The sequence below is a fragment of the Brevibacillus jepli genome, assembly GCF_047229145.1.
Lineage (GTDB): Bacteria > Bacillota > Bacilli > Brevibacillales > Brevibacillaceae > Brevibacillus.
In genome coordinates, this window is record NZ_JBFEFW010000008.1 from 103173 (window position 1) to 126087 (window position 22915).

General features: G+C 47.7%; 24 protein-coding genes. 6 read left to right on the plus strand and 18 right to left on the minus strand.

Annotated elements, in window-relative coordinates:
* The first annotated feature begins 156 nt into the window (after positions 1-156).
* From AB1L17_RS10765 to AB1L17_RS10780, 4 genes are all read left to right on the plus strand, one after another.
* Positions 157-2517 (plus strand): ATP-binding protein, encoded by a 2361-nt coding sequence (locus AB1L17_RS10765; RefSeq protein WP_412844864.1) that lies wholly within the window; start codon positions 157-159, stop codon positions 2515-2517.
* A 115-nt stretch (positions 2518-2632) separates the two neighbouring features.
* Entirely contained in the window at positions 2633-2836 is a 204-nt protein-coding gene (locus AB1L17_RS10770; protein WP_412844863.1) for a cold-shock protein, read from the plus strand.
* 79 nt (positions 2837-2915) lie between these two features.
* Entirely contained in the window at positions 2916-3224 is a 309-nt protein-coding gene (locus AB1L17_RS10775) for a protein YxiS (RefSeq protein WP_412844861.1), read from the plus strand.
* Between the two features lie 178 nt (positions 3225-3402).
* Positions 3403-4446 carry an acyltransferase family protein gene (locus AB1L17_RS10780; protein ID WP_412844949.1) on the plus strand — a complete coding sequence of 348 codons (1044 nt, stop codon included), beginning with the start codon at positions 3403-3405 and terminating at the stop codon, positions 4444-4446.
* Between the two features lie 72 nt (positions 4447-4518).
* On the opposite strand, the gene AB1L17_RS10785 is transcribed toward AB1L17_RS10780, so the two are convergent.
* Both AB1L17_RS10785 and AB1L17_RS10790 read right to left on the minus strand, forming a co-directional pair.
* A complete protein-coding gene (locus AB1L17_RS10785) occupies positions 4519-5661 on the minus strand; it encodes a histidine kinase N-terminal domain-containing protein (protein WP_412844860.1) in 1143 nt (380 codons plus the stop codon).
* 128 nt (positions 5662-5789) lie between these two features.
* Complete coding sequence (locus tag AB1L17_RS10790; protein WP_412844859.1) at positions 5790-6893, minus strand: glycosyltransferase; 1104 nt, start codon at positions 6891-6893, stop codon at positions 5790-5792.
* Between the two features lie 150 nt (positions 6894-7043).
* Here AB1L17_RS10790 and AB1L17_RS10795 point away from each other — a divergent pair, with 150 nt between their 5' ends.
* Both AB1L17_RS10795 and AB1L17_RS10800 read left to right on the plus strand, forming a co-directional pair.
* Positions 7044-8150, plus strand: a complete 1107-nt coding sequence (locus tag AB1L17_RS10795; protein WP_412844858.1) for a glycosyltransferase — start codon at positions 7044-7046, stop codon at positions 8148-8150.
* Between the two features lie 361 nt (positions 8151-8511).
* Positions 8512-9015 (plus strand): S4 domain-containing protein, encoded by a 504-nt coding sequence (locus AB1L17_RS10800; RefSeq protein ID WP_412844857.1) that lies wholly within the window; start codon positions 8512-8514, stop codon positions 9013-9015.
* Between the two features lie 46 nt (positions 9016-9061).
* Here the strand turns inward: AB1L17_RS10800 and AB1L17_RS10805 are convergent, their stop codons facing one another.
* The 16 genes from AB1L17_RS10805 to AB1L17_RS10880 form a co-directional block, all read right to left on the minus strand.
* The gene (locus AB1L17_RS10805; protein ID WP_412844856.1) at positions 9062-9898 is read right to left on the minus strand and encodes an N-acetylmuramoyl-L-alanine amidase; all 837 of its coding nucleotides are present in this window, start codon (positions 9896-9898) and stop codon (positions 9062-9064) included.
* Between the two features lie 6 nt (positions 9899-9904).
* Entirely contained in the window at positions 9905-10360 is a 456-nt protein-coding gene (locus tag AB1L17_RS10810; protein WP_412844855.1) for a phage holin family protein, read from the minus strand.
* An 81-nt stretch (positions 10361-10441) separates the two neighbouring features.
* Positions 10442-10579 (minus strand): XkdX family protein, encoded by a 138-nt coding sequence (locus tag AB1L17_RS10815; protein WP_412844854.1) that lies wholly within the window; start codon positions 10577-10579, stop codon positions 10442-10444.
* Between the two features lies 1 nt (position 10580).
* A complete protein-coding gene (locus AB1L17_RS10820; protein WP_412844853.1) occupies positions 10581-10943 on the minus strand; it encodes a YomQ N-terminal domain-containing protein in 363 nt (120 codons plus the stop codon).
* Between the two features lie 11 nt (positions 10944-10954).
* Complete coding sequence (locus AB1L17_RS10825; RefSeq protein WP_412844852.1) at positions 10955-13930, minus strand: hypothetical protein; 2976 nt, start codon at positions 13928-13930, stop codon at positions 10955-10957.
* On the minus strand, positions 13927-14238 hold the full coding sequence (locus AB1L17_RS10830; RefSeq protein WP_412844851.1) for a hypothetical protein: 312 nt from the start codon (positions 14236-14238) through the stop codon (positions 13927-13929). The genes AB1L17_RS10825 and AB1L17_RS10830 overlap by 4 nt, the downstream gene beginning before the upstream one ends.
* Before the next feature lie 3 nt (positions 14239-14241).
* On the minus strand, positions 14242-14886 hold the full coding sequence (locus AB1L17_RS10835) for a hypothetical protein (RefSeq protein WP_412844850.1): 645 nt from the start codon (positions 14884-14886) through the stop codon (positions 14242-14244).
* Positions 14883-15704, minus strand: coding sequence for a baseplate J/gp47 family protein (locus AB1L17_RS10840; RefSeq protein WP_412844849.1), 822 nt, complete (start codon positions 15702-15704; stop codon positions 14883-14885). The genes AB1L17_RS10835 and AB1L17_RS10840 overlap by 4 nt, the downstream gene beginning before the upstream one ends.
* On the minus strand, positions 15692-16126 hold the full coding sequence (locus AB1L17_RS10845; protein WP_412844848.1) for a DUF2634 domain-containing protein: 435 nt from the start codon (positions 16124-16126) through the stop codon (positions 15692-15694). The genes AB1L17_RS10840 and AB1L17_RS10845 overlap by 13 nt, the downstream gene beginning before the upstream one ends.
* Complete coding sequence (locus tag AB1L17_RS10850; RefSeq protein ID WP_007727547.1) at positions 16126-16374, minus strand: hypothetical protein; 249 nt, start codon at positions 16372-16374, stop codon at positions 16126-16128. The genes AB1L17_RS10845 and AB1L17_RS10850 overlap by 1 nt, the downstream gene beginning before the upstream one ends.
* 3 nt (positions 16375-16377) lie before the next feature.
* Positions 16378-17331 (minus strand): XkdQ/YqbQ family protein, encoded by a 954-nt coding sequence (locus AB1L17_RS10855; protein ID WP_412844847.1) that lies wholly within the window; start codon positions 17329-17331, stop codon positions 16378-16380.
* Positions 17332-17346: 15 nt separating this feature from the next.
* Positions 17347-17937, minus strand: a complete 591-nt coding sequence (locus AB1L17_RS10860; RefSeq protein ID WP_412844846.1) for a hypothetical protein — start codon at positions 17935-17937, stop codon at positions 17347-17349.
* Positions 17934-20483 carry a glycine zipper domain-containing protein gene (locus AB1L17_RS10865; RefSeq protein ID WP_412844845.1) on the minus strand — a complete coding sequence of 850 codons (2550 nt, stop codon included), beginning with the start codon at positions 20481-20483 and terminating at the stop codon, positions 17934-17936. The genes AB1L17_RS10860 and AB1L17_RS10865 overlap by 4 nt, the downstream gene beginning before the upstream one ends.
* A gap of 238 nt (positions 20484-20721) precedes the next feature.
* On the minus strand, positions 20722-21108 hold the full coding sequence (locus tag AB1L17_RS10870) for a phage tail assembly chaperone (protein ID WP_412844844.1): 387 nt from the start codon (positions 21106-21108) through the stop codon (positions 20722-20724).
* A gap of 14 nt (positions 21109-21122) precedes the next feature.
* Positions 21123-21575, minus strand: coding sequence for a hypothetical protein (locus AB1L17_RS10875; protein WP_412844843.1), 453 nt, complete (start codon positions 21573-21575; stop codon positions 21123-21125).
* Complete coding sequence (locus AB1L17_RS10880) at positions 21576-22913, minus strand: phage tail sheath subtilisin-like domain-containing protein (protein WP_412844842.1); 1338 nt, start codon at positions 22911-22913, stop codon at positions 21576-21578.
* Positions 22914-22915: the final 2 nt, after the last annotated feature.

Genomic DNA, 22915 nt, shown 5'->3' on the forward strand with positions numbered 1-22915 from the left:
TGGTACTACCCCTATTTAAGATATTCAATTAAAGGGCGCGTTTCTGGAGTAACTAAAAAAGTCCAATTTCTCAATTTTAATACTGAGAAATTGGGCTTTTTAATATTGTAATTTCCTTAACGTTGTAAATCTGCATTTTCCTGACGCTACCCCTATATGAAAAACCAATTCCTGTTCCAAGAGCTGTCACAGCAAAGCACCTGGTTTATCGTGTACGTGCTGATGGTGCTCGTGATCATGGTAGTCGTCACCATTCAAACCACGCGGGATATCGGCAGGCCGTTGGTTCGTCTATCCGAAGATGCCGAGCGGTTTGCCAATGGAGGTACACCTCTTTTGCAGGATCTGAACAGGGTTGACGAAATCGGTAAGCTCTCCCGCTCCCTCGACTATTTGATCAGGCAAATTCAAGCCAAGGAAGAAGTTCTCATGGCTCAAAACGAAGAGCTACAAGCCCAGCAGGATGAACTGATGATGCAGCAAGAAGAGCTGCAAGAAGCGCTGGGCAAGACGGAGGAAAATGAACGATATTTGGAAAAGAAAAACCGCTTCATTCTCTCTCTGGCGAATACGTTGGATAAAACCGAACTACTCTCAAGTATCATTCGCAATACAACGGAGGTCATGGATGCCGATAAAGGTGTCATTGTCATGCTGAATGCCGATCGGGATTCAGCCAGCTTTGGCGTTTCCCAGAGTGGGCTGGACCAGCTGCGCAAAGGCATGGACGATGGTCCGTTGGTGCGAATCAAGGAAACGCGCCTGCCATTTGTCCTGATCCGGGAAAGCACAGACGCTGAGCGCGGCTACACGGAGGAACTGTCTCGCACATACGAGCTCTACCTTCCCGTTTTAGACGCACATCAGACAATCGTCGCATGCATCATCCTCTCTCGGATCGATAGGAAATTCACGGATCAGGAACTTCAGGTCATCATCGGGCTCGCCAAGCAGATTTCCTTGGCGCTCGACAAGCTCGCGATGTTTGAGGAGACAGAAAGACAGCGCAAAATGACTCAGGATATGCTTGATTCTGTGCAAGAAGGCATTCAGCTCATTGATTTGAGTGGAGAAACGCTGCAAGTGAACCTGAATTTCTGTGAGCTGCTCCGCTACGACAACCAGCTCGCTTCGCAAGGCTTTGACTTGGAACAGTTCCTTTCCTATCTGCAAAGTCGAACCGCAGAGCCCGATCGGCTGATCCAGTATGTCAGGGCTGCTGTTTTAGACGAAGGTGCCATCCCTTCAGGCAGTATTGTATTTCAGATGTCTGGACCGCAAGTACGCTATATTCAGCTCTATGCAGAGCCGCTGTACCGGAATCAGGAGAAATGGAGTACCCTGCTCGTGTACCGCGACTTCACCAAGGAATACGAGATCGACCAAATGAAATCGGAATTCGTCAGTACGGTCAGCCATGAGCTGCGTACCCCTCTCGCCAGTGTACTCGGCTTTGCGGAGCTGCTGTTGACGAAAGAGCTCAAGCCTGAGCGTCAACAGCGGTACATAGCGACCATTTATCAGGAAGCGACTCGCCTGACTGCACTGATCAACGATTTCCTCGATCTGCAGCGCATGGAATCCGGCAGACAAACGTATGAGGTAGAGAACGTTGCGATCGATCAAGTGGTTCAGGATGTTTTCGGACTTTATCGGGTCCAGTCCCCCCTCCATAGATTCGAACTCGATTTGCAAACCGAGCAAACCGTTGTTTATGGAGACCGAGCCAAGCTGCGTCAAGTGTTTGTAAATCTCATCAGCAATGCCGTCAAATACTCACCGCAGGGCGGCCCAATCCGGGTGATTTGTCGACAGGAAGAGAACCGCCTGCTCGTGGCAGTCCAGGATGAAGGGCTAGGAATTCCTTCAGAGGCCCTCCCTTACCTGTTTACTAAATTTTATCGCGTAGATAACTCGGATCGACGTGAGATCGGCGGAACAGGTCTCGGTCTCGCCATCGTGCGCGAAATCGTCCATATGCATCATGGAGAAATTGCCGTCACGTCGGAATCGGGTAAGGGCAGTACTTTTACAGTGGCTCTTCCGTTGGCTGAGCATTCCTTGTCCCATCCTTATCAGGGAAGTACGGAAGAGGCAATCGCTCCCGCTGGTCTATCCAAAGGAAACGTTGTGATCATCGAGGACGATCTGAATTTAACCGAGCTATTGCGAGAGGAACTGACGAGCTCTGGATTCCGTGTTTACTCTTTTTCTACGGCGTCTGAAGCAGTGGCAGCCATTGAGGAGCTGCGACCCGATGCCGTGGTGCTTGACCTTATCTTGAAGGACGGCGAGAGTGGATGGAAGGTCATTGAGGAAATACGTAAAAACCCGGAACTGCGGACCATTCCGATCGTGATCTCCAGCGCTTTTGAGGAAAAGAAAAAGGCATTTGATTTGGGGGCAACCGGTTATCTGATTAAGCCTTATCATCCAGACACCTTGTCCAAAACCATTTTACTGGCCATCACCAATCATGAAGCAACGGGTCAAATCCTGATTCCCGATGAACTGTAGGAATGCGGCCTCTTTTTTCCATCTAGCAAAGAAAATCTTGGTATATTCATGAGCTTTCCATCACACATTAATAGAGGTTACTGTGTGCCCGATGCCCTGCAAAGGAGGAGTTCATGTGTATTTCTCAAAAAAAGCAGCCGTTCCAATCGAAGAAGAGGAAACAGATGTATGGACGTGCAGCAACGATGGCTGTACGTGCTGGATGAGAGATAACTTTTCCTTTGATAAGAGCCCGAGCTGCCCCTTTTGCCATTCCAATATGGTAAAAGACACGCGAATGCTGCCGGTCCTGACCAACCACAACAAGCGAAACTCTTGAGCACTCTTTTTTCCTTGCGGGTATTCGTCCTCTTCTCTACAATAAGCTCATGACGTACGAATGTTAGAGGAGTATGCCCATGAACCGAAAAGAGATGGAAGATCAGGTGATTCAAGCCTATCAGCGCGACGAGGGCATGATGATTCTTGTTTTTGCGCAATGGTGTGTGAATCACGGTCTGGATGCACGCGAGTTATACCGCCTTGCCTACCCCGCCCAAGGGGAGAATGCGTTGCTGACTCAAATGCTGGACAATACCGTTCCCAAAGAAGAAGCAGAAGAAATTCCCGATGCGACCCTTCTTGGTGTATTGTCGCTGTTTGGCAATGACGATTTGGCGTTTGTGGTCAGCGAGACCATCGATGAAATGAAAAAGAACCCGAAATAATGCATGAAAGCCACACAAGCGCGAAAGCCACACAAGCCAGTGTGGCTTTCTTTCTTTTTCCAGGACTCCCCTCCTCTAATCTCCCCCCGTCCAAATACAAATCAAAGAAAGCTTTATTATCATGGAATTGTTTGAGCGACACTGGCAGCCGACAAACGATGAAATGGAGAATCTCTATATGTATACAGATTCGAAAATATTAAAATCTCTGTTTTACATCCAGCTCTTCTCAAGTTTTCTCGTTGTCGTCGGTCATTTTACGGCTTCTGCGCTTTCTTTTACCGATCCGTTTTGGATTGTGGCCCTCAACCAGATCAGTCGCTACGGCACTGTCCTGTTGACGATCGCCACCGGTTACTTGACTGCCTATTCTTTTGACGCGAAGAGCCCTACTGCTCGCGAGTTTTTTTCAGGGAAGCTCCTGTATATTTTTGTTCCCTACCTCGTATCTGGCGTCCTGTATCATTACTTGTTGAAAAAAGGGATGCCCCAGTCTGCCCAAGACTTTACGAACATTATTTTAGGCAAAACGGGTGACCATCTGTACTTTGTGTTTATGATTTGCCAATATTACGTTTTTGCCTATCTGTTCCGCCGAGTGATCACCAAGCGCAATATTTTGTACGTGATTTGGCTTTTGTTAGGGCTCCAGTACGTGTACATCAATTACATCCATCAGGGCTGGTTCGGGCTCACCACTCGCCATATGCTCCCGAGCTGGATTTTTACCCTGTACATGGGGCACCTGTTGTTTTGGTATCGTGAATCGATTCTATCCTTTTTGCGAAACAACCGTTCCATCGTGATGCTGATGACGGGCGTTTCCACTGCGGCTGCAATGTTTTTTGTTGTCTCAAACAAGCTGTATGTGGCGGTGCATCTGTCTTTTGTTTTCGCCACACTTCTGTCTTTTCTCGTGCTTATGGTCTTCTTTCTGGAACTGGTCGATCATCTGCACATCAAGTTTCGAAAAGGCCTGACGTATTTTGTTTTCTTGTTTCACTCTGCTTTTTTGATCATGTTCAAAGATTTTCTGTTTGCGAAATACGGCGAGGTGGCCTGGTTGTTTGAAAACACCTGGTACTCGCTTCTGTACTTGCTGTTAATTATTGGATGCAGCTGTCTGTTAGCACTCGCGCTGGTCTGGCTGGTGAACAAACTGGAGGGTATCGCCAAAGCCCTTCGTCAACCGCGAAGGCAGCCGCTTCACGCCAGCAAATAAGAAAAACGACCTATTCATGTGCACGTCTGTTACGGACCGTGCCTTCACGAATAGGTCGTTTTTGTGCGCACACTAGACGATGTCCCTCACCGTTATCAAGCCGCTTGCACATGTATCGCAGGGCTTGAATTGCATGGAAAATGTCGTACGCTGATCAGAAGACTCACATGTAATCGTTCCGCCATGCCGCTCAATAATTTCTTTGCAGACGTATAAACCAATTCCCGTACCGAGCTCCTTCGTCGTGAAAAACGGTTCAAAAATTACAGAGCGCAGGTCGGGCGGAATCGGCGATCCATTGTTGGAAACGGTAATCAGGGACTTTTCAGACGTTTGGGACACCTCGATGATAATTTCTTTTTCGCGAGTCCTTTTATGCAACGCATCTAGCGCATTGGAAATGATGTTGATAAACACTTGCTTCATCTCGTCCTTGTAGCCTTTTAGTTGAAAGGTAGGATCGATACTGCATTTGATATCCACATTTACGTCAACGATATTCGGATAGAGGAAGGATAGGATCTCATCGAACAGCTCCCAAACGTTAAAAACCTCCATCTCCTTATAGACCGCCCCCTTTTTCGAGACCAGCAAGAACTGTGAAACTCTGTAATTTAATTGCCGCAGCTCATTTTCGATAATCTCTACGTAAGGGAGATTCGGATAATCCTCCTTCAGCAATCGAGAGAATCCCATAATGGACGTTAGCGGATTGCGGAATTCGTGGACGAAGCTGGATGCCATCTGCCCGAGTATCGTTAGCCTGTCTTTGTGAGAACGCTCGATAAACAGCTTCTTCTCTTCCAAATCGTTGTCTTTGAGATCTGTGTATTTGAAAACAGCGTGAACCAGAAAGACATCAAAGCATTCGTTAATCTTCAGTAGAGCAGGCATTAAAGTGGCAGGCGAAAACGGACCTTTTTGGAGAAGATCGAGAACCAGTTCTCGGCCCATGCAGACATTGGATACAAAATCACCAATGTTCGTCTCTGCACGGTTCCGTTCGTATGCCACTTTGTAGGCCAAATCTTTAATATCCTCTAGAGTAATTTCCGAACGAAAATATTCAATGACCATCCGATACAGTGCTCGCCCATTCAGATGAATCAAGCCTTTGTAATGATCACCATCGGAAACGGCTATTCGTCGCTTGAATTCTTTCACGATCGTTGCCTCGTGCTCGTCCAAATATACTGCCAAGTCATCCATCGGCATCTGTCCCCACTCTGAATAATAGGCATAACCCTTTCCATCACATTATACTATCAATATCTTTAATTAACTAAATATTTTTACTACTTCTTTTGAAAAGAAATTTTGGGAGAAAGCAGAAAGGAGCTACCTTACCGTAGCTCCATAGATTGTTCTACCGCATCGAGTTCCTTCAGACTTGCAAAATATGCTTCGTTGTACAGTACACTCGGATGGGTAGGGTAATACAGCTTTGCCATGTCGTGATGGATCTTTGCCTTTCTTTTCTCCCCGATCCGATCATAGCAATAACACAGCTGCAGATGAGGCAACCACGTCCACGCCGATTCATCTACCTTGGCCATTGAGCTTTGTGGCCGCTCCAATAACGTCGCCTGCCGATACCAATAAATGGCTTTCAGGAAATCCAGCTTCTCTTCAAAAAAAGCCCCCATCCTGCAACAAATCTCTGCACGCGGAAGGTCAATAGCAAGTGCTCTGGTCAAGGATTGAATCTGTTTTTCAGGTTGCTTCAAATACGCGTAACACTCCGCCTGCTTCGAGCACGCCAAAATTTGGTCCTCGATCCAGCCCAGCCCTTCGTCCAAAAACAGTTCATATTGCAGAGCCGCCTCTTCATACCTCGCATGGTCGAACAATTCATTCGCAAAATAAAATTGGTCACGCGGATCAAAAACATCGCCTTTTTCCTTACGCTTTAAATAAATTTGCAAATTCTGATCGGTATACGGCTTCAGTTTCTGGTGAGTAATGGCGATCTCGCTGTGAAGGATTTTCCCTGTGACAGCCAAAAACTCATGGACGGCCCCATGCCAGATAAAGTTACTCGTCCGCCTGACGAGTCGATTCCTTCGCAAACTGTGAACAGGCTCACCTCGCTCATCTACCTTCAATTGATACGGCATTGAGACACTGTCGTAATCGAAAGGGTCCATCGCCTTCAGTGCTGCTAATCCCTGTCGATCCGCTTCCAAAAGCACATCGTCCGCATCGAGCCAAAAAATGTACGTCATCTTGGCCTGGGCAAATGCATAGTTACGAGCAGCAGAAAAATCATCTTCCCATGTAAAATCGAACAGTTTGGCCCCGTAGGTCAATGCAATTTCTTTCGTTCGATCGGTCGACCCCGTATCGACAATAATGATTTCATCCACCAAATCGCAGACCGTCGACAAGCATCGGCCGATGGACTCTTCCTCATCCCGAACGATCATGCACAGGCTAATCGTAAACATGCAGATCGCCCCCTCCCCAGAAAATGATTTTCTCAACATCCTATTTCCTTTCCTCTTCCTTTATGTATCCATACTTACATAACCATCAGCTCGCAAGAATATGGTGTAACGATATGTTCTGACAACGACGAAAAGAAGGTGATCAACCGAATGACCCCTCCTCTCCTCTCACTATGCATGATCGTCAAGGACGAAGCAGACCAAATCGAGGCATGTCTGTCCAGCGTACATATGGTGGTAGACGAGATCATTGTTGTCGATACAGGATCAACAGATGGCACACAGGAGATTTGTCGTAAATTTGGAGCGAAAGTTGTAGAAGCTCCTTGGGAAAACAGCTTTGCAAAAGCAAGAAACACCGGATTACAAGCTGCCAAGGGAGAATGGATTCTATGGCTGGATGCAGATGAAGTATTACAGGAAGAGAATCAGGGAGAGCTTCGTCAGGCTGTGGGCGCGAGCAAAGACGACGCCTTTTTCATGAAAATCATTCATTACATCGGTTCGCAAAAAGAGCAAGCTTCGCGCCACACCGCCTATCGCTCCGGGCAAATCCGTTTATTTCGCAACAAAAAAGGGTTCCAATTTGTACGGGACATTCACGAAGTGCTCCAATGGCCTGCGACCGCTTCTCGGGATCTCCCCATCCCTTTGCTGCCTGTGCATATCCACCACTTTGGGTATATGGACGATGCCGTCAAATGTAAGCAAAAAGCTCTGCGCAACTTGAAGCTCCTACGACAAGAAAAGAAACAAGCCAGGCAAGATCCGTGGTGCGATTATCATCTGGCGAACGAATTTTTTCGCGCCAAACAATGGGAGGATGCTTTTACGCTGGTGAATCAAGCAATCAAAGGCTTTTTGTCCACGAAGCAGCCTCCCCCTTCAATCTGCTACAAGCTGAAATTTGATATTCTTTTCCAGCATGGCAGCATGCGCGGAGCATGGCCCGGTATTGCGCGAGCCATCCAGATCTATCCCAATTATGTAGATCTTCATTTTTACAAAGGAGTTTTCCTGATGGAGCACGGCCTGTATCCCGAGGCAATTAAAGCTTTTGAGCGTTGCTTGGAGATCGGCGACGAACAGTGGGAGCATTATAGTGAGCAAGGCTTGGGGAGCTTTCATGCTTTTCACTATTTGGGACGCTGCATGGAGCGCATGGGCAAGGCACAAGAATCCCATGTTTACGATCATTATTCAGCGAGCTCCATGCGTTCCTCGTCCTCCTCACAGAAGCGAGAGGTGGTCCTATGAGCGAGAAAACGCCTACTGTCACCAACACGCTCCCCCTTGGAAATTAACCCACAATATGGTATGTTGATTTTACGACTATTTGGATGGAAAGGGTACGGTAACTACGTATGCCAACAACTACTTTGTAATGGCCTAAAAAACTGGATAGCTTGCCCTTCGGAAAACAAATCCGTTTTTCGCACAGGTGCAGTCTGCCCTTTTTTCCCATTACAAAGGAACGTAACGAAATCTGTAGGTGTAGATCCTAACGGAGGTTCGCTATGGGGAATCTCCGTTTTTTTGTGTCCACAAACAGGTCTGCCCTACAGGACATCCAAATAGCAGGTGCGTTCCTTTCACTTTCTACACGAGGTGAAGGACTATGCATACCATTGAGCATACGTGGGTATTACGCGACAATCAGGAAAATCAGCCTGTGCGGCGATACTGCAGCAATTGCGGACGAACGGTCCTCTTTTTCGATACCAACATCCGCCGCCACAACGCAAACGGCAAAAACATCTATCGCTTCGCTATCTATAAATGCGAGAAAAATCATACGTGGAACGAAAAGCTGGCCATCTACAAAGCCTTCACAGATCATCGGGAGGTGCCAGATACGGAGTTTGGTGAAGAGATCGCCCCACTACCTACCCTCCCCTTGCTTGAATACCAGGAAAAAGGCGTTCAGGAAGTGACGATACGAATTGAATGCACAGAGGCCCGCTTCCGCCTCGACAAGCTACTGTCAGAGCAGATAGAAGGCTGGAGCCGCAGTCAGATTGTCCGCAAGATCAAGGACGGACAGATTCGTTTGAATGAGCAAGAGACGAAGCCTAGTGCTGTTTTGAGTGCAGCGGATATGATTCAGATTCGGATTGGGTAAAAGTATGTATGGGAAAAGTCGCAGACAAGATCTGCGGCTTTTTCCGTTATTTCTTCAATACCACTGCTTTTCTTGGCTCGTCCCACTCCACTTGCAATCCGAGTAAGGCAGCCAGTTCTCTTGCTTTCGCGTAGGTAGTTCCCTGGTCTTTTACAAAAGTTAATTCTTTTCCGTTCACGGTTACTTTTTGCGTGGCAGGCTCCCATTCCACGACTCCACCCACTGCCTCCACGATCATCCGGATGGGCACATAGGAAACATCATCAATTAGCTTACCTGTTGAAGTAAGTGTCAGTTCAACCATGCACTTATCCACATCAGGCTGTGGTTTTTGTGGATAAGCTGTGAGAAACCTGTGGACATCCTGTTGAAACTTTGCCCATGCGTCCTTCGCCAGCATTCCTGTATATTTTTGAGCCGTATCATTAACGACAAAAAAGGCCGGGCAGTTTTTCCCCGTAATGTCGTAATGACGCCACAGGTGCTCGACTCCCCAGCCATGTCTTTTCAAGATATCTGCGGTCAATTCCACGGTTTGCTCGTACATTTTCTCAAAGCTTCCATCTGCATTGACGCACATTTCAATTCCAATCGTGCAGTTGTTCGGGTAGGTGCTCAGTCTGGTCAAGGCTGCCTGTGAATAAGTTTTCGCCCCGACATGGTAGCCCATCTCGTTCTCGGGCAGGCAGCGGATGATTTGTTTGTCATCCACGATGTAGTGGGCGCTTGCGACTGTCGTTGGTTTGTTGAAATAGTTGCGGTTGGCGACGGCGTTTGCCCCGCTGCGTTCGTTGGCTGTCCAGTGGATGACGACTCCTTTGGGGGTAATCTTCTTTTTGGGGCGGGCGTTTACGTTCGTTAGTAGCATCTCGGTGATTTTCATTGATTACTAGGGCTCCTTTCGTTTGGCGCGCTCGGCCTTTGCCTTGATTTCGGCGCTGACTAATTTCTCAACGGATTTGGGCATCGGCCAGCCTGCGCGGTGGGCATTGGCGGTCAGGCTGTTCCAGGTGTGGTAGATGAGGCCGAAGGTGACGCCGTAGAATAAGAAGCCTGGGGTGCCCATGACGCGGTCCAGGAGGTTGGCTACGGCTGGGAGGGACATGAGGAATAGGGTGCGGGGGATTCGGGACAGGCCGTAGTCGGAGGAGTAGGATTGGTCTTTTTTGGCGGCGGAGATGCCTGTGATCCAGTCGAGGGTGATCATGAAGAAGAGGACGATTAGGATGTCTTGGCGGTTGGTGCCGTATAGATAGTGAAAGGCAGGCGACACGATGGCACCTGCTGTTGTCGCCCAAGCGTTTGCTGGGGTTGCGATGCTTTCTAGGCTGTGTAGGGGTTTCACGTGTGTCTCCTCCTTGTTTTAGGTTTTTGGGAAAAAGGAATAGCCCCGCTGAGGACGGGGCCAGTTGATTTTAAAGAACGCCTAGGCTGTATACTTTTTACCAGTGATTGTCTCGAACTCTTCCGCACTGATCTTACCAAAGGATACAACCTGTTGGAGCTGAGAATCATTTGCCCAGCCGCGATCGTAGTAATACTTCCATTTTTGAAAGTCTGTCATGCTACAATCCCCCTTGAGATAGTCTTTGTTCAAGGTTCTCGATGGATTTACCGAGCTGAGAGTTGACGGACTGCAATCCCATGATTTGGAGTTCTTTTTCTACCATCTGTTGACCGATGATTTCAAGCTCTGTTGGAGGCGTTGGCTTGCTTTTGATTGCGTCGATCTCTTGTTGTGTTAGGCCTTCTTCCCACTGTAGGCCATTCCATTTTGGTTTGTACATGCCCTCTGGAATTAGCTCACTGACGATGTCAATACCGAGTGAAATTGCCCCAGCATCGTGCATTTTTACTTGCTCTGCATCAAAAAGGACAGGCTCTAAAAAGAACCCCTCCTGGTCGATTTTATTTACTTGTATTAGCATACTTTCCCTCCTTACTGTTCGGCATGGAACATGATGCCATCCAAAATATACAAATAATTAGAACCAGCTACGAATTGCACTTCTCCGTTGGAATGGATTAGAACTTTACCTATCACTTCGTTCGTTCCGTTGTGAGAAGAGAGAATGTTGGCTACATTTTTAGTGGTTTTGTACCCAATTGGCAATTTGAAGATTGGTGAAAACGGCGTTTGGCTCCCGTTCTTTATATGTCCTTTCAAATGGACAAAGCCGAATTCATCTTTTAGATAGCCTATGTCTGTGTTATATTGATTGTCGTTTACCCATCCATTCAACATCACTGGTGCAATCCATTGCCCTTGCTGCTTCCGAGCATATGTCGTCTCAACGACCGACAGGCGCATCTCGTTGTCTGAAACCTGCTGCACGACTTCGTTTAGTACAGATTTGTCGCTGGTTGCGTATTGTATCGATGCTTCGATAGCCGGGCCGGTAAGTCTGTATTTGTCCAGTATGACGTAGGTTACAGTATAATCTGCTGTTTTATCGTAATTCGCTTCTGGCACAAAAGCACGTTCTCTTCCGTTTGTAAAGGAACCACTGCGGTCAATAATCCATTTTGGATCGAGGACACCATTTTTGAAAATACCCAATATCTTTCCTACTCTATTCTCCAATGCACTATTAGTAGGCGGTGGAAAATTAATATAGTATGAAATGGTATTATCTAAGTTAACGTGAATATCAGGTTTAGTGTTCTCTCTAGCAATCACCCCTTCACTCAATTCAATAGCATTTGGGCCTTCATGGAAAGAAAGGCTGCCTTCCACTTGAATCGGTTCTTCGACAGCTTCTTTGAGTTGATAGCTGAGTTTGTAAGGGGTGAAGCCTGGTACAATGGTTGTAGGAGTAGTTGCTACATTGTAATCAACCCCTACCTGCCCATCTCCAGGTGGGAATATCAGTTTTCTCCAACGTCTATTTCCCGACGTATATGGGAGATTAACATTTCTTTCATCATGCATGACCCAGCCATTAAAGAATGCTTTAATTTCTGCAACTGATGGATTGTAACCTTCCCCCCAGCCTGAGTCGGTATCTTTGACTGTAAGGTATAATCCCCCACCAGTCATGTACGCATTATCAGCGATATCGAATCCTCCAATAGTTATGTTATCAAGTATACTACCATCGAACTTCGTACCATGAACTGCCCCCCATTCTACTGTACCATTTGACAAAACAGTAATATTTTTATGACCAATTTTGTCTGCTTGTAGGTTAAAATTTATGGACCCGTCCAGTATGATCTCTTTGAATCGTGCTAACTTGAATATCTTCCCTTCACGTTCGAAAATCGTGTCGTGAACCGTGCCATCCAGGTTTGAAGCAAGAGCCGTTCTCAAGTAAAGATACTCGTCATTTTTTGGTACGAATGATGTGGCAACGTTGCCTAGTTCTAACTGTGGGTGGGTGAAGGTATATGTTCCTGCACCAGTAGAATGGACATATACCTTAATTTGCTTTGTCTCTGGGTGAGACATGAAGGTAATTGGCTGACCCTGCGATCCTGCTGTCCCTGTTAGCCAATTGCCAGTCTCGTTTAAGCATTCAGCAAAGAAAACCCTACTTGAAGATCCAGGAACATTAAGTGTATACGGTTGGTTAGGCAAGCCAGGTAATATAACAACACTGTATTGATTAACACTTGTTGCATCCAATTGCAATTTGTACGGTTCGACCACTTTTGCATTCGCATGAAGTGTCCACTCAGTAAACGGTGGCAGCAGATTTTTGCCGTACTTGACGAATGTGGGATTTTGCAGATGCTGGACGGCATCGACGTATGGGAATTTCTCGGCTAGTTTTTCACCTGTGTATTCAGGATCGTTGTCAATCCGGTCATACGTAGTTTTATCGATTTCATAGATTCTTACATTTTTAATATCGAATTCTGCTTCTGCAAAAACGCCACCTGCATAACATATACCCGCAATAACACCTGAATGTATGTCAGTGTCCCTGATATGAACTTTATGTTTTACCGTTTGCCAGCCACCATAATTAGACATATCAATAGGAGTTGCACCTATGCCATTTTCTCCACCCAATTTGACAATACCAAGTCCTGATTTTCTGTAATTAAGTTTAATATCAGCCATAAACATATAGTATTTGCTCGACCTGAATATAAATCTATTAGCTACATCCGTAACTATGATATATCCTTCAGATGTGTTTGGTGTTTTTACATTTTGTTCAACTGCGTTATCCATCAACGTATTTGCAGGAGGGGTTAAAACTGTACTGACATCTCCGGTTGTTCTATGTGTTTTTGTACCTGCCAAATTAACAAGCGTCCGCCCTTTAACACTCACAATATCGACCGGCGTAGCCCGATCTGTCGTCACCATCCGTAAACCGTGCTTCAACGTTGCCAGCTGTTTCGGACTATTCAACGTTTGCGCTTCCAACGAATCAATCCGCTTTTCATGATCCGTGACAATCGCACTCGTGGCGTCTAGTTCCGACTTTTTCGCAAAGGTCGAGCGATTAATCATCTTCCTGTGATCCGTTGAAATAGTAACTTTGCTTGCATCTGTAGCAAAATACCACAACCAACATTTTGCCTCTGCAACAGCTTGAGAACTCGTCTGCTTCACCCCCCCATCTGCATCTACATAAATGTATTGACCTTGAGTGGGATTCAGCGTAATCGAACCTGCTGAGATATTGAACTGTACACCATTCACATAAGCAATCCCTGCTGTATAATTTGCTGTCAGTCCGGTTGAAGAAAACACGAGCCCAGGGACTTGGCCGTTCATAGCAGTGACGTAACTACCGCCGAACGTATTGGCGATCGTCTCGGCAAGAGTGTGTGCATCGGCAATTCCCTGCTCGAAATTATTTGCACGCGTTGCCGTAAACTTCGTCCCCTGCTGAACAACCTCTCCCGTGACCGGATCAACAACATGATCCACCCACACATTTTTCTGATAACTCATGAAGCACTCACCTCCAACTTCACTTCAAATTCAAAAGCGATCAGCAAACCGCTGTCACCTTTTGTAATGTTCAATGGTTTATTGGCCAAAGTGTTGCCAGTGCTGTCAACGAGAGACGCGCTGTGTATCTGTCCCTGCGCTTGCACATCGTTTAAAAAAATATACTTGGTTACCTTTAGCCCATTTATCGTTGTTTTGTGAATAGGATATGCCTTAATCGCACCGTTCACGTTGACAAGGGCACTCGCTACATGGTTGCTAAGGCTATCACGGAGTAACTCCACAAGCTTTTGTTGAACAATTGCCAATGGTTACACCTCCTGACTGGCGTAAAACATATTTGTTAAACAATAATCGATTGTGTGGTGTCGAACTGCCTCTGAGATCGCTATGGACTCACGATAAATGCGTCCGTCCAAATCATCCTCTGGATAAAACGTTCCACACACTAAAAAATCAATGTTATGAGCTCTAGCTTTTCCCATGACACTGATATTCTCAGCTACAGATTTGACGAGGGATTTCATTTGTTTGACATGAACCGGCCGCATTCGCGAAAAGTCTTTTGACAACTGAACTAACGATACGACATCCTGATCTGAGAATTCAAAGGTCATCATTTTGTTGATAAAATCTTCATGAATCTGGACTATATCTCCTGCCAGCTTCCCCATTAGCATGAGATTCGGGATTGTGAATTTGGATTTTGCCAGATTTTTTCTACGTATAGCCAGTCGGCGTCCTTCATCTGTTCCTTGCTGCTTGTATCCGAAAAACATCCAGTCCCATATATCCAGCCCCCAGGTAGCATAGGGGAGCAAAAATTGATTCTGTACGTCCTTGCTCTTCTCTTTTTGGTAATCAATCTCACCACCGGTAGCTTGAAAATGCGTATCTGCTACGTGATTTTCGTACCAATAGGGAGGGAGCATTTCGCAATATCTTTGTGGAATCATGGCAGCACCACTAAATTTAGTGAAGAGACGGCCTTGTTTGGTTTATTGATGTTTGCTGTGGCACCGTTAAGAGTAAAGTCCGTGTAATCCGCAACGCCATCCACCCAAAAGAGTGCACCTAGCTGTTGATACACGATGGTAGTTCGCCCTTTCAAATACGCTTTGATTTGACTAGTAATCTGTGTGATCGCGTCCGCTCTCTTTGATTCGTCATTCATGATCAGCTTGAATTGAATGTTTACTGCGAATGTCTCGGCGGGATAACAGTGAAGATCGTGACCGCCGACTCGTTTTGCTTCTAATTTATAGCGAGCCTCTACTGCAAATTCTGGCGTAACAGGCTGACCATTTTGATTCGTGAGATACAAATCAATAGATACATCGTTTCGATCGTGTTCTATTCCTATTACCCCACCGACGCCTTCAATCTCCATAGCCCACCGCTCGTAATCCTCTACGCGACCAGTACCTTCCTCGGTACGCTTCTTCTCCAGAATTCGGTCTCGATAAGCTTCTGTGTCTTCGCCATCCTTTTTATCGACACCGTCGGCGTAACCATGTGCTTCCAAAAACTCTCCATCTGCCCACACCGGGAAGGCTTGCAAAAACTCGTACTCTTGTATTTGCTGCTGCTCTGCCCATTCGCTTGCCAGCGGGTACCACATGTCATAAAACATCTCTCCTTCTTCTGTTGGCGGCGGCATCTCCCCTTTTGCCCGCGCATATGCAGTCGCCCGATTGACAATCCGTTGATAAATATGGTCCGGCGATTCACGCAGTAATGGCATTTGCGGTTTGGGCGGTCTTATCTTTGCCATGCGGCCACCTCCGTTCTTGTTGTGCCTCTTACTCCTTCTATCTCCAGTGAAAAAATGACTCTATTCCCCTCGTAATTGATGTCTACTACTTCGGCGCGCTCAATCTCACTGTGAGCCTCCAACGCTTCTTGTGCTTGTATCTTGACCGTGGCTAGCGAAATCCCTGAACGCATCCTCCCCGTTTCGTAGGAAAAGTCAACACCATATCGTTCAGAGTAAATCTCATAACGGAAGCGACGAGTATATAAAATTTTCCTTACCGCCTCCTCCAAATACTCTGCGTAGGAGGCAGTGCGCAAATATCGACCATCTGGCCCTATCAAAAACTGCCTGGTGACCCAATCGAATTTGTACGTCCATGGGATCGGATTATCAGAGGATTGCATCAACATCGATTCGTCACCGCTCAGCTCAGGAAACATCATTCCACCACCCCAAGCAGGAGGTATTGCTCATTGTTGCAACGCAACAGGGCTACTTTTTTGCCCACATCTTCGGGCTTCAATTGGGCAGAACGCAGTGCCGACAGCTCATAAGGCTCCAAGGGTGTCGGGTCCTCGTCCAGCTTTACAGACAGGGGAGATAGAGACAAAAGTTTGCCGAATTCCCCTTGCGTATTCTCGATCCCATCCTGAGCATGCCCTCTCAGTTTTGCGATAACTGAATGCATCCCTTACGTCCTCCTTTCCAATTGGAGATCCATCGTGTATTGTCCGCCCTGCCAGCGTGCTTGGCAGTTGGTGACGATCCAATCCGTGATGGTTTTGTTGTCTTTTTCCATGATCTTGATGAGCCAGCCCGCGCGTAGCCTAGCAGCATTTTCATCCTCGTGCCTGACCGAAATGGAGCGTGTCTTGGGGATTTTGGACAACTCTGCAAGCTGCTTGGCTGCTAATCCAGCTACGTTTTTATCCTCACCTGCGTCGATGACTTTTTGCATGCGCCCGATTTGTTTGACCAGGCTATCGTTTGATTTCGTTGCACTGCTCACGACCCGATCATCCCGGTAACGCTCGACTGTCACGACGGTGTATACATCCTCGATGCTCTCACCCGTTGAACTGCTCGTGAGCAAGCTCGCCTTGAACATCGGGATAATGCTGTTCTTCCCCTCGGGGAGTACCGTCAGCTTGTCGCGCTGGTATTGCACGAAATAGCGGATGCCTGTCTTTTCGTAGGCCTGCTCAGTCAGCGAAGTAAAGAGGGACGTATAGGATTGGGATGAGATTCTCTCCTTGATTGTAAAACCGAACGCCGGGCAGCTAAAACTGATTCCGGCACCCTTAATGATTCGCGCAAGCTCTGTCCCTGCGTCCCCGTCCAGCTTGAGTCTGGAGACTTCGTTCTTTTGCAAATACCAGCCCAGCTCGTACGCTGATGCGGATAAGTCTCCTGTGCGATCATCTCTGTCGAAGCGAACCAACGGGCCATGGAAAAGCTGCTGGGACTCTTTGAGCTCTGCACCCGCAAAGAGCATTAAAAAACCCGCCGATTGCAGCGGCGGGCCTTCCTTGATTCTCACATCACAATTTTGGGCGATTTGTCCCCTCGATGATGACCAGGACAGCTCGGTAACGGCCGGGGTCAGGTCATAGCGGGTCTGTTCTTTTCCGTAAATGACTTTCATTTCATCTGCCCTCCGTTACATTCTGTTTTCTCTCTCAATCTTTTCCTTAATCTCTCTTCGCTTGTCCTCGGATTTTTTGCTGTCTATGCGAGGAGCTGCTTGCTGTTTCTGCGTCTTCTTGGCTATCTTCCCGCTCGTATTCGGACGAGCTGGCTGCTGTTTCGTGATGACGGCACCTGGGGATAGAAGCTGTGTCTGATTGCTCCACGTAATGAATTCATCTTTGACAAACAACAGGAGCTCAATCGAACCGTGAAAATCGACGTTTTTCCCAAGAAACTTGCCGTCACATGGCCCTATAAGTACATTCCAAGCCAAATCGAGCTCGTCAATGGTCAAAAGTACCTCAGTACCCGTTAAGCGATCCAATCCGGCTAGCCACTGTCTCGGGCCTTGATAGCCCTGCACCTCGACATAGGGGGCCGTACTGTCTCCGGGTAAAAAGAAGTCAAAGGAGATGGACTTCGGACGTCTGGAAGAGATGCGATTGCCCGCTAATAACGTAATGGATGTCGTGCTTTCGATGTCATTGCCGTAGCCGCGAAACTGGATTTCCGCAGGTGTGACCGGAAACGTCAGCCTATATTTGCCTTGCAGCCGGATCATGTCGTTACCCCTCCCCTCGTCTCTAGTGCATCGAGCAGTGAGCGTTCGATGATGTCTTTAATCCTTTGGGCGACAGACGGGTCGTTAAGCATTTTCAACATGGTCGGGATATCCTGCAGGACGCCTTGTACGTGAAGTGGGATTGTGATTTGTGGAATGTTAATGATGACAGATTGCGGCTTTTCTGGAGTGTTGCTGACGGGTGAGTGATTTGGAACCGAAGGACCCGTCGGTGTTGAGCTTTGCCTTTTCTTTGATTTTCTAGAAGGTTTATTCCACCACGACTTAACTCCGTCGTATAGAGCGCCACCAGCATATGAACCTCCCATACCACCAATAAGGCCGCCGACTACACCACCAATTGCTGTACCTATGCCAGGTAAAATTGAACCGATCGCTGCTCCAGTAGCCGCTCCCGCTGCGGCTCCTCCCCAACCACCAAGGGTTTCTGCCCCTACTTTTGCTGCAGTATCCAACTTGTTTTCTGAGTTTATTATATCCTTGATGCCTAATACCGTTCCTAGTAGAGGTACTCGTCTGAGTCCTCCTTTAAGCATTCTTTTCCAGCCACCTTTGTTGGTAGCTTTCCCATCTACTTCTTGTTCTTGTTGGCCGCCACTATCCGGACCTGGTTGGTTTCCTGCCGGTGAAGCAGTTGGGGCACTGTTTTTGCTTTTGTTGTCCGTTTTGCCCGCTTCTCCTTGGGCACCGCCAGTATGTGTAGCAGGTTTATTTCCTGCTTGCGAGGTAGTCGGGGAGCCATTTTTACCCTTGCCGTCAGCTTTGTTCGCTTCTCCTTTGGTACCGCCAGCGTCCGGATCGGGTTTATTTCCTGCTTTCGAGCCCGTTGGAGCACCTTTTTTCTTTGGGTTATATTTAAAGGAAGGCTTCGGTTTCTTGTTCCTATTTAACTCTTCCTTATCATCACAACAACAGCAGCAACAGTTTTTACCTCCTGCGTCAAAATCACCTTTTTGAGGAGTGAGGGAAGAGTTCTCCGGTGCTTTATTGTCAGAATCTGAATGGGAACCTCCCGCGTCAGCATCAGTGCCCTTTTTGCGTCCACCTAACCAATTTTTAAATCTGCTAAAAACGCCTCCAGTTGTCGTCCATAAACCTTTCATGGCTACAGCTGTACTGGTAAGCATTACCCCCAACGTAGAAGCTGCTGCAACGGCACCTACAAAATAAACAGCTCCGACCCTTATCTCTTGCGGCCAAGTATTAAACCAGTTAAAAAATCCCTCAGTTGCATTCGAAATGGCTACAGCTACCCCAGACAAATCGCTAGCAATCTGTGTGACCGCGGCCATCGCTGCATTTTTCGCTGTGGCTTGCGCCTGCATCGTCTTCATGAACTCATTCTCTTTGAAAGCCGCATCGTAAGCGATTTGCGCCTCGGATTCATTTACTTTCGAACCACTCGCACCTGTAGCGGTTTTCTTTATTTCCTCCAAGCTAGACGATAGTTCCTTCCCACCACTCCCTGCCAAAGTCGTCATTATTTCTTGTTGTTTAACTTGATCGCCCTTCATTAAGGATGTGGATAGCAGTACCTTTGCCAAAGCAATGTTCTGAGCGTCTTTATCTCCAGTATGAAGAGCCGTTGTTAACCTTTTCGCCTCTTCTACAGCCCTGGTCTTTGCTTCTTCTTCGCTCATACCTTGGTTCTTAAATTCGGCCTGGAACTGACTAGTCAATGCGCCATTAGCGGTTAACTGTTTCAATGCACCTTCGCGCAGAATACTAAATGACTTTGTATCGTTCAAAACCTTACCCATGGCCTCAAAACTCGTCGCCATTTGTTCAGGTGTTTGAAGAAAATTGCCTTTTTGAGCATTCAGTTCCGCCATTGCTTCTACGAACTTGAGGTTGACATTGCCCCCACCATAAATGCTCATATGCTGGATCGCATTTGCCAGGTTCTTTGGATCTTGTATTTGAGTAGACGACCCAATTGCCGCCATCATCTTCACAGTATCTTCTGGAGCAAATTTGGTCGTAACGTTGAGCAGTGCTGCTTGCTTTGCGTATTGAGCACCATTTGCAGCGTTAGCTAGCTCCCCTTTGGAAATGAGAGCCATCGCCTGAGAAAGAGTCATATAAGGATTGAGCATCGTCATTTCTTTTGCAGTAGTTTCAAATTTCCTGATTTCATCTTCTGATTTCTTATTCGCCGCGTAATATCCGCGTTCTCTTGCGACTAACTTCGCTTCGTCTGTGACAGAAGCCATACTCGCTCCCAAAGCTACTCCAGTAACCAAGCCTCCGAGCCCGAGAAGCTCCTTCTTTACTTCGCCCAGCTTGCCCATCATGTCCTTGAACTCAATCTTCGGCTTCACAGTCACTTTGTCCAGCTTGTTGGTTTCCTCACGCAGCTTTCGCATGTCCTGCAGCATCTGCGACATACCCTCGGAGAACTCTCTAGCCATCTTTTGCATCTCTTTACTGGTTTCGCCCATGGCCTTCGTGAGCTTTTCTGTCTCCTTGACCATATTGCTCATTTCCTTGCGAGCTTCTTTTAATCTCGCTTTTTCAGTTGCCATTCTTTCACCCCCTGTCTCCCCTGATGTCTCCTTCTCTCCACTCCCAGCAGGAACCCGAAAAAAGCCGGAAGAACCTACCCCCCAGCCCTTTCCTCATCCTCCGCCTCAATTATCTGACAAGCAAAAATAAACAGCTTCTGCTTGTACAAATCAACCTCATACTCTAGTAGATCCGACGGTCGGCCCCTGCCTTTCAAAAAAGCACGGCAAATATGCCAGGCCTCGCCGTCAGATCGGATTAGTTTTTTGCTTCTTCAATGGCTTCTTCTTCCGTCTGGCTGGCATTGACCTCGCGCACAGCATTGAGCAGCTTGGTGTAGCCTTCTGGATTGTCGCGGAATATTTTCTCGACGAGCTCGTACTTGGTGCCGACTTTGTACGCTTTCTTCAGCTCTTCCTGGTTCCAAGGGAAATCGTGCTCGGTGGCCTTCACCAAGCGAGCATCGTTGTACAGGAACCAATCGGTCTTCTCGCCTTTGTCAGCCATACGCTCGCAATCACGCAGCTCGGACAAATTCAGCTGGCGAACCTTCCATTCGTCACCGTCGATGTTTACCGTGATTTCTTTTCGCTGGGCTTGTTCGTTGGCTTTAGCCAAATATTTTTGCAGTTTGTTGTTGTTCATGTCCATTCACTCTCCTATTCAGTGTAGGTTGGCAATTCATCCAGGTAGTCCGGCTTGTCGATGGACATTCCTTTCAGGTCGTATGTCGCGTGATCGTTGCCGTCCGCTTTGGCTTCCCACAACGTGATTTCGTCTGGGTTGAGCACGATGTTGGAGATGCGGACGCGTTCGGAGTTGCCTGCTTCCTTGTCCAGCGTCTCGCCGATCAGGAATGGGAGGACTGGTGTCTTGCCTTGGGTCAACTGCTCGACGCAGTAGTATTTCAGCGCAGCGTTGGTTGCGGTAATTTTCAATGTCACTTCAACATGCCAGTCGTTGACGGTCTGGATTTTTCCTTTTTGCAGCCGATTCGTGTCGCCGTACTCTACCTTGAGGACCATTTTGCCTTCCAAGGTACCGAAGATCGGGTCTCCGTTTTCATCGTAAATTTGGCAGTTCTTCAGTTTAATATCGCGTGCAATTGCCATTTACAGCACCTCCCAGTCAATGTCAAAGTATTCGATGGCATCAAGCGGCTTCGCAGACAAGAGGAAGCCACGGCGATCCCCCATGCCGTTCTTTTGATCGGTAAACGTCCAGCCCGTATCAATCGCGCCCTGCTGCTCGCGGACGGTCAGGTACGCGTTGACGGCAGAGACAAACACTGCGCCGCCCAAATCGTTGTTGCCGAGCTTGCCTTTGTATTTCTTGCCGACTTGGCTGATGTCGTTGACGATCTGATCCAGCGTCATGCTGACACGAATCTTTCCGTAATCCTCGCGCTCATGCGTACCCAATACAGCCAGCGTATTAACGGCGCTCTCGATGATGTACACATCTCCGTCGCGAGTCGCGATTAGCGTACCAGAGCCGAGCGCACTCAAAATATCGGTGTGTCCCCAATCCTTGAGCGCTTTTTTCAACGGAACGACGACGGCTGTCAGCGATTCATGAGCAGGTGTTGCTGCGATCATGCCTGCTACCCATGCGGCCCACTCCAGGCTTCCGTATACTTTCCCGTTGTTGTGCTGACCGGCAATGGCATTATTGACGACAAAACGGGCATTTTGCGCCACAGAGCGCTCGATGTGCTTCGTCATGTTTTCGTCATCCACCGACTTGCCACCGATGACCAGCGTGCTCAGCTTCTTATTTTGCTTGCGGCGATCGCTCATGAATTGCTTCGCTGCCGCTTGTACCGCCGCATCGTCAAAAGGTAAATACATCGCGTCAAAATCAGCCCCGGAAACCGCCATGAACAGCTTGGTCGAATCAGCAGAAGTAAGCGCTGCGGTACCGCTTGTCGCTCCTGTCAGTGCTGTTTCTGGAACGATGGTAACGGCAGTCTCACCCAGTTTTTTCACGCGCACATAATTGGATTGGTTCGTTTTTGCTGCCAGCTCATTCGCATCGGCAAACGAAAACTTCTCTGTTTGCAGTGGGCCTGCTACCTGAAGTTCTTTTTTGCCTGGCTCGGACGTAGACGCAGTGATGGTAACCTTCAATTGATTACCGACCAGACCCGGATACAGGGCCTCGACTCTGATCGCATCGACCTGCTCATACGCTGCTTTTGTGGCTGTGCCATTCGTCATGCGGTAGGCGAGAATCGTCGCTCCGCCCTCTGCTGCCAGCTCCACGGTATCGACCTTGCCAAAAGTGTTCGCCAGTCGCTCCTCAAAGCTACCCAGCTTCACGAGCTCATCTGGCGCACCCCATTCTGCTTGGTACGGCACCAATACGACACCGCTCTTCGGTACTACACGTTCTTTTGCTTTTGCGATCAGTTCGACCGTTACACCCGGACGTTCACGTTGAATAGTCATGC